Origin of the sequence: Pseudomonas alcaligenes (assembly GCF_041729615.1) — a bacterium.
Lineage (GTDB): Bacteria > Pseudomonadota > Gammaproteobacteria > Pseudomonadales > Pseudomonadaceae > Aquipseudomonas > Aquipseudomonas alcaligenes_B.
Genome location: NZ_CP154874.1, coordinates 2,659,914 through 2,675,529, shown reverse-complemented (window position 1 = coordinate 2,675,529; position 15,616 = coordinate 2,659,914). Strand labels below are relative to the sequence as shown.

Here is a 15,616-nt window from a genome sequence, read left to right as displayed (position 1 = left end):
CTGGTGATCAGCATGAGGTCAGCATGGCTGTGGATTCCGACCGACTGCCGAGGTGGACCTGGTGGCTGCCGCTGCCACTGCTCCACCTGGGAACCTGGATGTCCCTCTCGACCCAGTTCGTCAGCGGCGCGGCGCTCTGGTACCTGCCGTTCGCCCTCGGCCTGGCCTTCATTCTCTGGTGGGGGCCGCGGGTGCTGCCGGCGCTCTACCTCAACGCCCTGTTCAGCATTCCCCTGTGGGGGCTCGACTGGCGCTGGGCGCCGCTCTACGCCCTGCCGGAAACCCTGTGCATCGGCCTCGCCTGGCTGCTGCTCAAGCAGCGGCGCTGCGACGCCCAGCTGCCGGACGTGCGCAGCCTGCTCGCCTTCATCCTCCTCGGCACCCTGCTGCCGGCGCTGCTGGTCGGGCTCTGGGTACAGGGCAACCTGCAGCTGAGCGGCCAGCTGGCCAGTGAGCAGTGGCGGCAGACCGCGCTGACCCTGTGGCTGGCCGACAGCCTGACCGTGCTGGGCACCAGCCTGCCGCTGCTGGTGCTGGCCACCCCCTGGCTGCGCCGCCGCGGCTGGGCCCTGGCCGCGCCCGGCGCGAGCGGACCGCCGCCACAGGCGGCCCGGCATCTGCCCTGGTGGCTGGCCGGCGCGCTGCTGCTCGGCGTGCCGCTCCTGCTGCTGTGGCTGCCGCTGCTGCTGGTATTGCCGATGATCGGCGCGATGATGCTGGCCCTGGCATTGCTCTGGGGCTTTGGCGGTGCGCTCTGGGGCGGGGCACTGACCAGCCTGGCGGTGCTCGCCATGCCGCTGCTCGGCGGCTTCGCCGGTATCGACTGGCACAGCCTGCAACATCTGGAAATGCACTTCAGCGTGCTGTTGCTGATGATCGCCGCCCTGCTGGTCGGCCGCGCCCTGGGCGACCTGCACAACGCCCTGCAGCACAGCGAGGCGATGCAGAAGGAGCTGACCCTGGCCAACCTGGCCCTGCAGGCCTGCCCGCTCGGCGTATCGATATCCGATGTGCGCCAGGCGCAGGTGCCCTTCATCTATTGCAACCCGGCGATGGAGCGCATCAGCGGCTACAGCCGGGCGGAACTCATCGGCAGTTCCAGCCGCCTGCTGCTGGCCGAACAGGGCGAGACACCGCAGCTGCTGCGCATCCGCCAGGCCATCGCGCGCGGCCAGGTGCACCAGGAGGTGCTGCGCAACGTGCGCAAGAATGGCCAGCCGTTCTGGAACGAGGTGACCATCGCCCCGCTGCTCGACGAGCAGGGCCGGCTCAGCCATGTGATCGCCCTCAACCACGACGTGACCCAGCGCGAGTGCCTGGCCACCGAGCTGGCCGCGCGCCGCGAGGAGCTGCTGCGCCAGACCCACCTGCTGACCCAGACCGAGGCGGTGGCCGACATCGGCGGCTGGGTGCTGGAGGTGGCCAGCCAGCGCATGTACTGGACCGAGGGCTGCTTCCGCCTCAACGAACTGGACCCTGCCGGCGGCGCGCCGGACATGCAGGGCGCCCTGGCGCGCTACGACGAGCCCAGCCAGCGCCTGATGAACGAGACCCTGCAGCGAGTGCTGGCCAACGGCGAGCCATTCGACATGGAGGTACGCCTGATCGGCGCCCGCGGCACGCAGCGCTGGATACGCCTCAAGGGCCTGCCGGAGCTGGATGGCAAGCGCGTGGTGCGGCTATATGGGGCGATCCAGGACATCAGCGCGCGCAAGCTCACCGAGCGCCGGCTGCGCGAGCGCGACGAGTGGCTGCGGCTGTTCTTCGAGGCGCCGCTGGTCGGCATGGCCATGGTCAGCCCGCAGCGCCAGTGGCTGGAGGTCAACGCCAAGCTGTGCCAGATCCTCGGCCGCAGCCGCGACGAGCTGCGCGCCAGCCACTGGCTGGAGATCAGCCACGCGCAGGACCTCGAGCAGGAAGAGGCGCTGTTCGCCGACCTGTGCGATGGCCGGCGCGACGACTACGAGCTGGAGAAACGCTTCCTGCGCAAGGATGGCAGCCCGGTCTACACCCGCCTCAGCCTGCGCGCGGTGCGCGACCCGCAGGGTCGCCTGGAGGCCTGCCTGACCCTGGTGGAGGACATCACCGCGCGGCGCGAGGCCGAGGCGCGCTACCGCACCCTGGTCGAGCACGCGCCGGAGGCCATCCTGCTGTTCAACCCGGAAGGCGGCATCATCGATGCCAACGCCAATGCCCTGCGCCTGTTCCGCCTCGCCCGCAGCGATCTGCTCGGGCGCAAGCCGAGCGAGCTGAGCCCGCCGCGCCAGGCCGACGGCAGCCTCTCCGAACCGCTCAGCCGCGGGCATGTCGAGGCCGCCATCGCCGGCCAGACCCCGGTGTTCGAGTGGCTGCACCGCGACAGTGGCGGTCGCCTGCTGCCCTGCGAGGTGCGCCTGGTGCGCATGCCGGGCGAACCGCTGCTGATCCGCGCCAGCATCACCGATATCTCCGAGCGCCAGCGCTACCAGCGCGAGATCGAACGCCTGGCCTACAGCGACGAGCTGACCGGCCTGCCCAACCGCCGCCTGCTGCAGGACCGCCTGCAGCACGCCATGGCCCGCGAGCGCCGCGAGGGCAGCTTCGGCGCCCTGCTGTTCATCGACCTGGACCACTTCAAGACGGTCAACGACAGCCTCGGCCACCCGGTCGGCGATGCCCTGCTGCGCGAGGTCACCGCGCGCCTGGGGCAGCACCTGCGCGCCGAGGACACCCTGGCGCGCCTGGGGGGCGACGAGTTCGTGGTGCTGCTGGAGGCCCTGGCCGAGAGCCAGGAGCAGGCCGCCGAACTGGCCGCCGAGGTGGGCGACAAGCTGCTGGCCAGCCTGCAGGGCAGTTTCCATATCCACGAGCACGACCTGGCGGTGACCGCCAGCATCGGCGTGACCCTGCACCCGCTGCCGGGGCAGAACGCCGCCGATGCGCTCAAGCAGTCCGACACCGCCATGTACCGGGCCAAGCATGCCGGGCGCAACGCCCTGCACTTCTTCGCCGCGGAGATGCAGGCGGTGATCGACCAGCGCCTGCAGCTGCAGAGCGAACTGCGCCAGGCGATGGCGCGCGGGCAGCTGTACCTAGTGTTCCAGCCGCAACTGGCGCTGGCCACCGGCCGGGTCGCCGGTGCCGAGGTGCTGCTGCGCTGGCGCCATCCGGAGCGCGGCGAGATCCCGCCGGCGCAGTTCATCCCACTGGCCGAGGAAACCGGGCTGATCCGCGAGCTCGGCCACTGGGTGCTGGAGCAGGCCTGCGCCTGCCTGGCACGCTGGCAACGGCAGTGGCCGCAGCTGGTGCTGGCGGTCAACCTCAGCCCGCGCGAACTGCGCCAGCACGACTGCGCCGCGCGCATAGAGGCCTGCCTGCAACGCCACGACCTGCCCAGCGGCGCGCTGGAACTGGAGATCACCGAAGGCGTGCTGCTGGAGGACGTCGAGCACTGCATCGCCACCATGCATGCGCTGCGACAGCGCGGCGTGCGCTTCGCCATCGACGACTTCGGTACCGGCTACTCCTCGCTGACCTACCTCAAGCGCCTGCCGCTGGACCGCCTGAAGGTCGACCGCAGCTTCATCAACGACCTGGAAGGCGCCGAGGACAGCGGTCGCCTGCTGGTGCAGACCATCCTGGTGATCGCCCGCAACCTCGGCCTGGAGTGCGTGGCCGAGGGCATCGAGAACCCCGCCCAGCTCGACTGGCTGCGCCAGCAGGGCTGTTCGTTGGGCCAGGGCTACCACTTTGCCCGGCCACTGGCCGAGGCCGAGTTCCTGCAGTGGATGGCGCACCACGCCGGCTAGAAACACAGAGGCCGCCTCATGGGCGGCCTCTGCATCGGCGCTGAAGCACGGAACCGACCCAGGATCTCGCGGGCCGGATCACGGGCAGCTCCTTACTCGCGGTAGTCGTCCATCGGCACGCAGGCGCAGAACAGGTTGCGGTCGCCGTAGACGTTGTCCACGCGGTTCACCGCCGGCCAGTACTTGTGCGCCAGGGTGTGGGCAGACGGCGTCACCGCCTCGGCGATGCTGTACGGACGATCCCACACGCCGGTGACGTCGGCCAGGGTGTGCGGCGCGTTTTTCAGCGGGTTGTTGTCCGCCGGCCACTCGCCGCTGGCGACCTTGGCGATCTCGGCGCGGATGCTCAGCATCGCCTCGATGAAGCGGTCCAGCTCCTCCTTCGACTCGCTCTCGGTCGGCTCGATCATCAGCGTGCCCGGTACCGGGAAGCTCATGGTCGGGGCGTGGAAGCCGTAGTCCATCAGGCGCTTGGCCACGTCCTCCTCGCTGATGCCGGTCTCCGCCTTGAGCGGACGCAAATCCAAGATGCACTCGTGCGCGACGCGGTCGTTGCGGCCGCTGTAGAGCACCGGGAAGGCGCCCTTGAGCTGGCTGGCCAGGTAGTTGGCGTTGAGGATTGCGGTCTCGGTGGCGGTGGCCAGCTGCGGGCCCATCATGGCGATGTACATCCAGCTGATCGGCAGGATGCTGGCGCTGCCCCAGGGCGCGGCGCTGACCGCGGTGTTCTGAGGGTTCGGCCCCTGCAGCTCGACCACCGGGTGGTTGGCGACGAAGGGCGCCAGGTGCGCGCGCACGCCGATCGGGCCCATGCCCGGGCCGCCGCCGCCGTGCGGGATGCAGAAAGTCTTGTGCAGGTTCATATGCGACACGTCGGCGCCGATGTCGGCCGGGCGCGCCAGGCCGACCTGGGCGTTGAGGTTGGCGCCATCCATATACACCTGGCCGCCGAAGCTGTGGACGATCTCGCAGATCTCGCGGATGCCTTCCTCGTACACGCCGTGGGTCGAGGGGTAGGTGATCATCAGGCAGGACAGCTTGTCGCCGGCTTCGGCCGCCTTGGCCTTGAGGTCGGCCATGTCGACGTTGCCGGCGGCGTCGCACTCGACCACCACCACGCGCATGTTGAGCATCTGCGCCGAGGCCGGGTTGGTGCCGTGGGCCGAGGCCGGGATCAGGCAGATGTCGCGGTGGCCTTCGTTGCGGCTCTCGTGGTACTTGCGGATCGCCAGCAGGCCGGCGTACTCGCCCTGGGCGCCGGAGTTGGGCTGCATGCAGATGGCGTCGAAGCCGGTGATGGCGCGCAGCCAGGCTTCCAGCTCGTCGATCATCAGCTTGTAGCCGGCGGCCTGGTCGGCCGGCACGAAGGGGTGCAGGGCACCGAACTCGGGCCAGGTGACCGGGATCATCTCGCTGGTGGCGTTGAGCTTCATGGTGCAGGAACCGAGCGGGATCATGGCCTGGTTCAGCGCCAGGTCCTTGTTCTCCAGGCGCTTGAGGTAGCGCAGCATGTCGGTTTCGCTGTGGTGGCTGTTGAACACCGGGTGGGTCAGGTAGGCCGAGGTGCGCTGCAGGGCGGCCGGGATGCCATCGTTGACCAGGCTCGCATCCAGCTCGGCGACGGACAGGCCGTGGTCGGCGCCGAGGAAGATGCACAGCAGCTGCTCGACGGTCTGCTCCGAGCAGGTCTCGTCCAGGCTCACGCCCAGCTTGCCGCGGCCGAGGATGCGCAGATTGATGCGCGCAGCCTTGGCCGACTCGATGATGGCGGTCTGCATGCCGCCGACATCCAGGGTCAGGGTGTCGAAGAAGAACTGGTTGTCACGCTTGACGCCCTTCTGCTCCAGGCCGGCGGCCAGCACGGCGGTCAGGCGATGCACACGCTGGGCGATGCGCTTGAGGCCCTGCGGGCCGTGGTAGACGGCGTAGCAGCTGGCCATGTTGGCCAGCAGCACCTGCGAGGTGCAGATGTTGGAGTTGGCCTTCTCGCGGCGGATGTGCTGCTCGCGGGTCTGCAGGGCCATGCGCAGCGCGGTGTTGCCACGGGCGTCCTTGGACACGCCGATGATGCGGCCGGGCATGGCGCGCTTGAATGCGTCGCGGGTGGCGAAGAAGGCCGCGTGCGGACCGCCGTAGCCCATGGGTACGCCGAAGCGCTGGGCCGAGCCGAACACCACGTCGGCCCCCAGCTCACCCGGCGGGGTCAGCAGCAGCAGGCTGAGCAGGTCGGTGGCCACGCAGGCCAGGGCGTTCTGCGCGTGCAGCTGCTCGATCAGCGGCTTGATGTCGCGAATCTCGCCGTGGGTGTCCGGGTACTGCAGCAGAGCGCCGAACACTTCCAGGCCAGCCAGTTCGTCCAGCGCGCCGACCTTGACCTCGATGCCGAAGCCTTCGGCACGGGTCTGCACCACCGAGATGGTCTGCGGGTGGCTGTTCTCGTCGACGAAGAACAGGTTGCTCTTGCTCTTCGCCACACGCTTGGCCAGGGCCATGGCCTCGCCGGCGGCAGTGGCCTCGTCGAGCAGCGAGGCGCTGGCCAGGTCCAGGCCGGTCAGGTCGATGGTCAGCTGCTGGAAGTTCAGCAGCGACTCCAGGCGACCCTGGGCGATTTCCGGCTGGTAGGGGGTGTAGGCGGTGTACCAGCCCGGGTTCTCCAGCAGGTTGCGCAGGATCACCGTGGGGGTGATGGTGCCGTGGTAGCCCATGCCGATCAGGCTGGTCCACAGCTGGTTCTGCTCGGCATAGCCCCTGATCTTGGCCAGGGCGCCCTGCTCGTCCAGCGCCGCCGGCAGGTCCAGCTCGCGGTTGAGACGGATGGCCGGCGGCACGGTCTGCACGATCAGCTCTTCGCGGCTGGCGACGCCGAGGGCGTCGAGCATGGCCTGCTCCTCGCGGGCGTCCGGGCCGAGGTGGCGGCGAAGGAAGGCATCGGGCTGTTGCAGTTGATCGAGACGGGGCGTCTGGGACATGGCGTGGCTCTCGGAAAATGACAGAGCCTCGACGGATCGAGGCTCGACAGCGGAAATCGGGTTGCGCGGCGCAGACCGCGTGCTAGACGCGGCCAGACACCTTAGGCATCGGCGGAGCAGACGGCCTGGTAGCCGGCGGCGTCGAGCAGCTCTTCCAGCTCGGCCGGGTTGCTCGGCTTGAGCTTGAAGAACCAGGCGGCGTAGGGCTCGCCGTTGACCTGCTCGGGGGCATCGGCCAGGGCCTCGTTGACCGCCAGCACTTCGCCGGAGATCGGCGCATAGATGTCCGAGGCGGCCTTCACCGACTCCACCACGCCGGCTTCCTGGCCGCTGGCCAGCTGCTTGCCGACTTCCGGCAGCTCGACGTAGACCACGTCACCCAGGGCTTCCTGGGCATGGTCGGTGATGCCCACGGTGACCGAACCATCGGCCTCCAGGCGGATCCACTCGTGGCTGGCGACGTAACGCAGATCGGCGGGAATGTTGCTCATGTCGTACTCCTCGAAATCGCTGGGCGGATCGGCCGCCCGGAAAATTTAGCAGCTGGCGCGGGCTCTGCCCCGCGCCATCCGAATCAGATGACAGCTTTACCGTTGCGCACGAAGTTCGCTTGCACGACGCGCACCGGATACCACTTGCCGCGAATCTCCACCTCGGCGCGGTCGCCGGTGGCGGCCGGCACGCGGGCCAGGGCGATGGACTTGTTCAGGGTCGGCGAGAAGCTGCCGCTGGTGATCTCGCCCTCGCCCACGCCTTCCACCCGCACCACCTGGTGGGCGCGCAGCACGCCGCGCTCTTCCAGCACCAGGCCGACCAGCTTGGGCTGGCTGCCTTCGGCGCGCTGGCGCTCCAGGGCACTGCGGCCGATGAACTGGCGCTCGGCCGGCTCCCAGGCGATGGTCCAGGCCATGTTGGCGGCCAGCGGCGAGGTGTCTTCGTCCATGTCCTGGCCGTACAGGTTCATGCCGGCTTCCAGGCGCAGGGTATCGCGCGCGCCCAGGCCGATCGGGGCGATGCCGGCGCCGACCAGTTCACTGAGGAAGGCCGGGGCCTCGACGGCCGGCAGCATGATTTCCAGGCCGTCCTCGCCGGTGTAACCGGTGCGGGCGATGAACCAGTCGCCTTCCGGCAGGCCCTGGAACACCTTGAGCTCGTGGATCAGCGCGGCGCGCGCCGGGGTCACCAGCTCGGCGGTCTTGGCGCGGGCGTTGGGGCCCTGGATGGCGAGCATGGCCAGCTCGGCGCGCTCGTTGAGGACGACCTCGAAGCCGGCGGTCTGCGCCTGCATCCAGGCCAGGTCCTTGTCACGGGTGGCGGCGTTGACCACCATGCGGTAGCCGAAGTCGGTGAGGTAGACGATGAGGTCGTCGATGACCCCGCCGCGCTCGTTGAGCATGCCGCTGTAGAGGGCCTTGCCGGGGGTCTTCAGGCGCTCCACGTCGTTGGCCAGCAGGTGCTGCAGCCAGGCCTTGGCCTGGGCGCCGGTGATGTCGACCACGGTCATGTGGGAGACGTCGAACACGCCGCAGTCGCGGCGCACCTGGTGGTGCTCCTCGACCTGGGAACCGTAGTGCAGCGGCATGTCCCAGCCGCCGAAATCGACCATCTTGGCGCCGAGCGCCAGATGCTGTTCATACAGGGGTGTACGCTGTCCCATGGATAACTCCTTCTGCGGGCCCCTGCCCTGCCGGTTGGCGGCGGGTGCGGGGTTCATGGACGGCTGCGTAAGCAGGCGCGCATTGTAGCCCCGCGCACGCGCCCGGTCACCCCGGTAGCCGACCGACCGGTCAGAAGCCGGTCAGTGCCCGGGCTGGCGGGCCGAGCGGCGGATCAGGCCGATCACCGGCAGCAGGCCGACCAGCACCAGGGTCAGCGCCGGCAGCGCGGCGCGCGCCCATTCGCCCTCGCTGGTCATCTCGAAGATGCGTACCGACAGGGTGTCCCAGCCGAAGGGGCGCATCAGCAGGGTGGCCGGCATTTCCTTGAGCACGTCGACGAACACCAGCAGCGCCGCCGACAGTGCCCCTGGCAGCAGCAGCGGCAGGTAGACCCGCAGGAACAGCGCCGGCCCGCCGACGCCGAGGCTGCGCGCGGCCTGCGGCAGCGACGGACGAATGCGCGCCAGGCTGCTTTCCAGCGGGCCGTAGGCCACCGCCATGAAGCGCACCAGGTAGGCCAGCAGCAGGGCGAACAGGCTGCCCAGCAGCAGTGGCTTGCCGGCACCGCCGAGCCAGGCGGACAGCGGTATCACCAGCTCGCGGTCGAACCAGCTGAAGGCCAGCATGATGGCCACCGCCAGCACCGAACCGGGCAGCGCGTAACCCAGGTTGGCGGTGCTGACCAGCGCGCGCATCGGCCGGGTCGGCGCCTGGCGGCGGGCGAAGGCCAGCAGCAGGGCCACGCCCACGGTGAGCAGGGCCGCGCTGGCGCCGAGCCAGAGGGTATGCAGGATCAGGCCGACGTAGCGCTCGTCCAGGTCGAAGCGGCCGCGCTGCCAGAACCACACCAGCAGCTGCAGCATGGGCACGACGAAGGCGCAGGCGAACACCAGGCCGCACCAGGCGCTGGCGGCGAAGGCCTGCCAGCCGTGCAGGCGGTACAGCGGCTTTCCGCGCGGCCGCTCGCTGGCCGGGCGGCTGGCGCCGCGGGCACGGCGCTCGCCGTAGAGCACCAGCAGCACGGCGAGCAGCAGCAGGCTGGCCAGCTGGGTGGCGCTGGACAGGCTGTAGAAGCTGTACCAGGTCTTGTAGATGGCGGTGGTGAAGGTGTCGAAGTTGAACACCGAGACGGCGCCGAAGTCGGCCAGGGTCTCCATGATCGCCAGCGCCAGGCCGGCGCCGATGGCCGGCCGCGCCATCGGCAGGGCCACCCGCCAGAACGCCTGCCAGGGCGACAGGCCGAGCACCCGCGCCGCCTCCATCAGGCCCTTGCCCTGGGCCAGGAAGGCGCCGCGCGCGAGCAGGTAGACGTAGGGGTAGAACACCAGCACCAGCACCAGGATCACCCCGCCGCTGGAACGCACCCGCGGGAAGCGGATGCCGCTGCCGAACCACTCACGCGCCAGGCTCTGCAGCGGCCCGGCGAAATCCAGCAGGCCGACGAAGACGAAGGCCAGGACATAGGCGGGGATGGCGAAGGGCAGCATCAGCGCCCAGTCCAGCCAACGCCGCCCGGGAAACTCACAGAGGCTGGTGAGCCAGGCCAGGCTGACGCCGAGCAGCACCACACCGACGCTCACCCCGCTGACCAGCAGCAGGGTGTTGCCCAGCAGGCGCGGCATCTGCGTGGCCCACAGATGCGCCCAGATCTCGCCATCGACCTCGTGCCAGGACAGCAGCAGCACCGACAGCGGCAGCAGCACCAGGGCGGCGATGGCGAGCGCGATGGGATACCAGCGGCGCTGTACGGAATGGCTCACGCGGACTCCTGGCAGGCGGAAACGAAACGCCCCGGGCGGGCCGGGGCGTTGAGTATAACGGTGTCACGCCGCGATTGAGCGACGCGACACCCGGTCGCGGCTTAGTTCCAGCCGGCGCGGTCCATCAGCTTGGTGGCTTCGGCCTGGCGCTTGCCGGCCACTTCGACCGGCACGCTGTCGGCCTTGAACTCGCCCCAGGCCGCCACTTCCGCGGACGGCTTGACCGCCGGGTTGGCCGGGTACTCCTGGTTGAGGTCGGCGAACAGGTTCTGCGCCTCCGCCGAAGTCATCCACTCCAGCAGCTGCTGGGCGGCCTCGGCATGCGGGGCATGCTGGGTCACGCCGGCACCGGAGAGGTTGACGTGCACGCCACGGTCGGCCTGGTTTGGCCAGAACGGCTTGACCTTCAGCGCCGGGTTCTGCTTGGCCAGGCGACCGTAGTAATAGGTGTTGGTGATGCCGACGTCGCACTGGCCGGCGTCGATGGCCTGCAGCAGCGCGGTGTCGTCGGCGAACACGTCGGTGGCCAGGTTGTTCACCCAGCCCTTGATGATTTCCTCGGTCTTGGCCTCGCCATGGGCCTCGATCAGGGTGGCGGTCAGCGACTGGTTGTAGACCTTCTTGCTGGTGCGCAGGCACAGGCGGCCTTCCCAGTTCTTGTCGGCCAGGGCCTCGTAGGTCGACAGCTCCTGCGGCTTCACCCGCTCGGTGGAGTAGAAGATGGTCCGCGCGCGCAGCGACAGGCCGGTCCAGGCACCGCTGCTGGCGCGGTACTGGGCGGGAATGTTGGCTTCGATGACCGGGGACTTGAGCGGCTTGAGCACGCCTTCCTGCTCGGCCTGCCAGAGGTTGCCGGCGTCGACGGTGATCAGCAGGTCGGCCGGGGTGTTCTCGCCTTCGGCCTTGAGGCGCGCCAGCAGCGGGGCTTCCTTGTCGGTGATGAACTTGATCGGGGTACCGGTCTTGGCGGTGTAGGCGTCGAACACCGGCTTGATCAGTTCGTCGATACGCGCGGTGTAGACCACGATCTCATCGGCGGCCTGGGCGGTGCCGGCCAGGGCGGAGAGGGCCAGAGTGGCCAGGAAACCGGAGCGGAGCTGCATGGGTGCTGCCTCTTGTTGTTTCGAAAGAGGCTGAATGGTAGTGAATGCTATTTAGCTTATCAACGTGACTTTAGGCCGCAGCGTTACCGGGTGTTGCCCGCCCCCGCCTCAGGCCTGGGCCAGCGCGGGCAGATCGCCGACCAGGCCGAGGGCACGGCGGACGAACAGGGCCTTGGCGTCCGGCAGTTCGTCGACCCAGTTGAGGCCACTGTTGCGCAGCAGGCGCAGCGGCAGCGGGTCGGCCTGGAACAGGCGCTCGAAGCCCTCCATGGCCGCCATCATCGCCAGGTTGTGCGGCATGCGCCGGCGTTCGTAGCGGCTGAGCACGCGCACGTCGTTGGGCTGCTCGCCGCGCTGCAGCGCATGCAGCAGCACTTCGGCCAGCACTGCGGCATCGAGGAAGCCGAGGTTGACCCCCTGCCCCGCCAGCGGGTGGATGCTGTGGGCGGCGTCGCCAATCAGCGCCAGGCCGCTCTCCACGTAGCGCTTGGCGTGACGCTGGCGCAGCGGGATGCACAGGCGCGGGTCGGCCGCCGTGACCTGGCCCAGGCGCCATTCGAAGGCCTTACCCAGTTCGTGGCGGAACGCCTCGTCGTCCAGCGCCATCAGGCGCTCGGCCTCGGCCGGCACGGTCGACCAGACGATCGAGCACCAGTGCTGGTCGCCCTGGCGCGCCAGCGGCAGGAAGGCCAGTGGACCGTCGTCGGTGAAGCGCTGCCAGGCGGTTTCCTGGTGCGGCCGCTCGCAGCGCACGCTGGTGACGATGGCGTGGTGCAGGTAATCCCATTCGCGGGTGGCGCAGCCGGCCAGGCGGCGCACCGCCGAGTTGGCGCCGTCGGCGGCCACCAGCAGCGGCGCGCGCAGCTCGCGGCCGTCGGCCAGGGTCAGCAGCCAGCCATCACCGGAGCGACGCAGCTGCTCCAGGCGGGCGCTGCCGAGCAGGCCGATATGGCTGTCGTGCAGGCGATCGAGCAGGGCATCCTGGACCACGCGGTTCTCGACGATATGGCCGAGAACCTCGGCATGCACGCTGGCGGCGGCGAAATGCACGCTGCCGGTGCCGGAGCCGTCCCACACTCGCATGTCGCGGTAGGGCGACACGCGCCGCGCGGCGATGCCGTCCCACACGCCGAGGCGTTCGAGGATGCGCTGGCTGGCGGCGGACAGCGCGCTGACCCGCGGCTCGAAGGCGCCCTCGGCAGCGAAGGGTTTGACGCTGAGCGGGCCACCGTCGACCACCAGGATCTCCAGGCCGCTGTGCTCCAGGGCCAGGGCCAGGGCGCTGCCGACCATGCCGGCGCCAACGATGATCAGGTCCGCTTGCATGCTGTTTCCTTAGGCTGTCTGCCGCGCACGCGGCTTGAGGCGGATGTACAGGGTCTTGTGCACGATGGCGACCAGGGTGCCCTCGTCGTCACGCACCTCCACGCGCAGCTCGGGCAGGTACTTGTCGCCGCCCGCGGTGTGCTGGCGAATCTGTGCCAGCAGCTCGTCGTCGATGCGGAACTCGGCATGCACCGGGCCCTTGCCGGGGCTGATGAAGTCGATGCTGGCGGCCTTGTCCCAGACGATGTAGTCGCGCCCCAGCAGCTGCATCAGCATGAGCATGAAGAAGGGGTCGGTCATGCTGTACAGCGAGCCGCCGAACTGAGTGCGCACATAGTTGCGGTTGTACCAGCCGAGGCCCATGCGCACCCGCACGCGGCGAAAGTCCGGGCTGATCTCGCGCACGCGGATGCCGGCGCCGAGGTAGGGCGGATAGAGGTTCAGTCCCAGGCGCAGCAGGCGAGCGCGACGGGCAAGCTTGCGCTCAGTCATAGGCTGCGGGTGCCCAGCCCCATGGCCTGGCGGGCGAACCAGCGCTTGGCCGGCGGCAGCAGGTCGAGGCCGAGCAGACCGAGGGTGCGCCCGGCCACCAGCAGCGACTCGTCGCGGCCGAACAGGCGGGTTACGCGGTCGGAGAAGCCGACGGTCATCGCCTGGTCCTGGCTCTGCCGCTGCAGGTAGTGCTGCAGAGTGGCGAAGTCGCCAGGCACCTGCGGCCCGGCCAACAGGCACTCGGCCAGGGTCTGGGCATCGCGCAGCGACAGGTTGAAGCCCTGCCCGGCCACCGGGTGCAGGCTGTGTGCGGCATTACCCAGCAGCACCAGATGCGGGCGCACCTGTTCGGTGGCCTCGACCAGCGCCAGCGGGTACAGGTGCCGCGCGCCAACCTGGCGCAGGCTGCCGAGGCGATAGCCAAAGGCCTGCTGCAGCTCGCCGAGGAAGGCGCGCTCGGGCAGCTGGTGCAAACGTTCGGCATCCACCGGCGGGCGGGTCCAGACCAGCGCGCAGCGGTTGTCCGACAGCGGCAGCAGGGCCAGCGGGCCCTGCTCGGTGAAGCGTTCGAAGGCCTGGCCGCCATGCGGCTCGGCGGGGGTGACGTTGGCGATCAGCGCGCACTGGTCGTAGGGCGTGTGGCGCACGGCGATGCCCAGCTGCTCGCGCAGGCCGGAACGGCCGCCATCGGCCAGCACCGCGAGGTCGCAGTCGAGGCTGGTGTCGTCGTTCAGGTGCAGGCGGTAACCGTCGCCCAGCGCCTCCAGACGGGTGACTTCCGCCGGGCAGCGCCATTCGACCACCGCTGGGTCCAGCGCCTTCCACAGGCAGTGCCCCATCCAGGCGTTCTCCAGCACGTAGCCGAGCGCCGGCACGCCCTCGTCCGCCGCACTGAGGCGGGTAGCGCCGAAACGGCCTTGGTCGGAGACCTGGATCTGCGTGATGGCCTCGGCGCGCTCGGCCAGCTGCGGCCACACACCAAGGCGCTCGAAGATCAGCCGGCTGCCCTGCGACAGCGCGCTGGAGCGGGCATCGTAGCTGGGCTGGTAGTCGTTGCCGGGGGCGAAGGGCTCGACCAGCAGGATGCGCCAGCCGCGCGCCCGCGCGCCGGCCTGCAGGGCCAGGGCCAGGCTCGCACCGACCAGGCCACCACCGATGATCGCCAGCTGCACGCGGCTCATGACTCAGGCCGCCTGCTCACGCGCGGCGGCCATCAGCGCCTCGATCTCGGCCACGGTCTTGGGCACGCCACCGGTGATGATCTCGCAACCGGTCTTGGTCACCAGCACGTCATCCTCGATGCGCACGCCGATGCCGCGCCATTTCTTGGCGACCTTGTCGTTGTCCACGGCGATGTAGATGCCCGGCTCGACCGTCATCGCCATGCCCGGCTCGAGCACCCGCCACTCGCCGCCGACCTTGTAGTCGCCGACGTCGTGCACGTCCATGCCCAGCCAGTGGCCGGCGCGGTGCATGTAGAAGGGCTTGTAGGCCTCGGCGGCGATCAGCTCGTCGACCGCGCCTTCGAGCAGGCCCAGCTCGACCAGGCCGGCGGTGATCACCCGCACGGTGGCCTCGTGGGCCTCGTTCCAGTGCTTGCCCGGGGCGATCTCCTTGAAGGCGGCCTCCTGGGCGGCTAGCACCAGCTCGTAGATGGCCTTCTGCTCGGGCGAGAACTTGCCGCTGACCGGGAAGGTGCGGGTGATGTCGCTGGCGTAGCAGTCGATCTCGCAACCGGCGTCGATCAGCACCAGGTCGCCGTCGCGCAGCACTGCGTCGTTCTCGCGGTAGTGCAGGATGCAGGCGTTCTTGCCGGCGGCGACGATTGAGCCGTAGGCCGGCATCTTCGCCCCACCCTTGCGGAACTCGTAGTCCAGCTCGGCTTCCAGGTGGTACTCGTAGAGGCCGGCGCGGCTGACCTGCATGGCGCGCACATGGGCGCGCGCGCTGATCTCGGCGGCCTCGCGCATGACCTTGGCCTCGGCCGCACTCTTGTACAGGCGCATGTCGTGCAGCAGGTGGTCGAGGGCGACGAATTCGTTGGGCGGAGTCGCGCCCTGGCGGGCCTTGGAGCGGATCACGTTGATCCACTCCATCAGCCGGTGATCGAACTTCTCGTTGGTGCCGATCGCGTAGTAGACCCGCTCGCGGCCCTCGATCAGGCCGGGCAGGATGTCGTCGATATCACCGATGGGGAAGGCATCGTCGGCGCCGTACTGTGTCACCGCGCCGTCCTGGCCGGCGCGCAGGCCGTCCCACAGCTCGCGCTCGGGGTCGCGCTCGCGGCAGAACAGCACGTACTCGCCATGCTCACGGCCGGGGATCAGCACCATCACCGCCTCCGGCTCGGGGAAGCCGGTGAGGTACTGGAAGTCGCTGTCCTGGCGGTAGACGTGCTCGACGTCGCGGTTGCGGATATAGACCGGCGCCGCCGGCAGGATGGCGATGCTGTTGGGCTCCATCTGCTCCATCAGCGCCTTGCGCCGGCGGGCATATTCTGCGCGGGGGATGCTGACCATG

10 protein-coding genes are annotated in these 15,616 nt (G+C 69.5%); 1 reads left to right on the top strand and 9 read right to left on the bottom strand.

The annotated features are described in order from the left end of the window. Nucleotides 1–23: 23 nt before the first annotated feature. The gene (locus AAG092_RS13030; protein WP_373387009.1) at nt 24–3,788 is read left to right on the top strand and encodes an EAL domain-containing protein; all 3,765 of its coding nucleotides are present in this window, start codon (nt 24–26) and stop codon (nt 3,786–3,788) included. 92 nt (nt 3,789–3,880) lie between these two features. Here the strand turns inward: AAG092_RS13030 and gcvP are convergent, their stop codons facing one another. The 9 genes from gcvP to pepP all read right to left on the bottom strand — a co-directional run bounded on the left by gcvP (nt 3,881) and on the right by pepP (nt 15,615). Then, entirely contained in the window at nt 3,881–6,757 is a 2,877-nt protein-coding gene (gcvP, locus tag AAG092_RS13025) for an aminomethyl-transferring glycine dehydrogenase (RefSeq protein WP_373387008.1), read from the bottom strand. A gap of 101 nt (nt 6,758–6,858) precedes the next feature. After that, nucleotides 6,859–7,248, bottom strand: coding sequence for a glycine cleavage system protein GcvH (gene gcvH, locus AAG092_RS13020; protein ID WP_110682851.1), 390 nt, complete (start codon nt 7,246–7,248; stop codon nt 6,859–6,861). An 83-nt stretch (nt 7,249–7,331) separates the two neighbouring features. Beyond that, nucleotides 7,332–8,414: a glycine cleavage system aminomethyltransferase GcvT gene (gene gcvT / locus AAG092_RS13015; protein WP_110682850.1), complete on the bottom strand. Its 1,083-nt coding sequence runs from the start codon at nt 8,412–8,414 to the stop codon at nt 7,332–7,334. A 141-nt stretch (nt 8,415–8,555) separates the two neighbouring features. Beyond that, nucleotides 8,556–10,175 (bottom strand): iron ABC transporter permease, encoded by a 1,620-nt coding sequence (locus tag AAG092_RS13010; RefSeq protein WP_110682849.1) that lies wholly within the window; start codon nt 10,173–10,175, stop codon nt 8,556–8,558. Nucleotides 10,176–10,276: 101 nt separating this feature from the next. Next, entirely contained in the window at nt 10,277–11,278 is a 1,002-nt protein-coding gene (locus tag AAG092_RS13005) for an extracellular solute-binding protein (protein ID WP_373387007.1), read from the bottom strand. 108 nt (nt 11,279–11,386) lie between these two features. Further along, complete coding sequence (locus tag AAG092_RS13000; protein ID WP_373387006.1) at nt 11,387–12,604, bottom strand: 2-octaprenyl-3-methyl-6-methoxy-1,4-benzoquinol hydroxylase; 1,218 nt, start codon at nt 12,602–12,604, stop codon at nt 11,387–11,389. Nucleotides 12,605–12,613: 9 nt separating this feature from the next. Continuing rightward, the gene (locus AAG092_RS12995; RefSeq protein WP_110682846.1) at nt 12,614–13,096 is read right to left on the bottom strand and encodes a DUF4442 domain-containing protein; all 483 of its coding nucleotides are present in this window, start codon (nt 13,094–13,096) and stop codon (nt 12,614–12,616) included. Continuing rightward, nucleotides 13,093–14,277 (bottom strand): 2-octaprenyl-6-methoxyphenyl hydroxylase, encoded by a 1,185-nt coding sequence (ubiH, locus tag AAG092_RS12990; protein ID WP_203790013.1) that lies wholly within the window; start codon nt 14,275–14,277, stop codon nt 13,093–13,095. The genes AAG092_RS12995 and ubiH overlap by 4 nt, the downstream gene beginning before the upstream one ends. Nucleotides 14,278–14,280: 3 nt before the next feature. Beyond that, nucleotides 14,281–15,615 carry a Xaa-Pro aminopeptidase gene (gene pepP / locus AAG092_RS12985; RefSeq protein WP_373387005.1) on the bottom strand — a complete coding sequence of 445 codons (1,335 nt, stop codon included), beginning with the start codon at nt 15,613–15,615 and terminating at the stop codon, nt 14,281–14,283. Nucleotide 15,616: the final 1 nt, after the last annotated feature.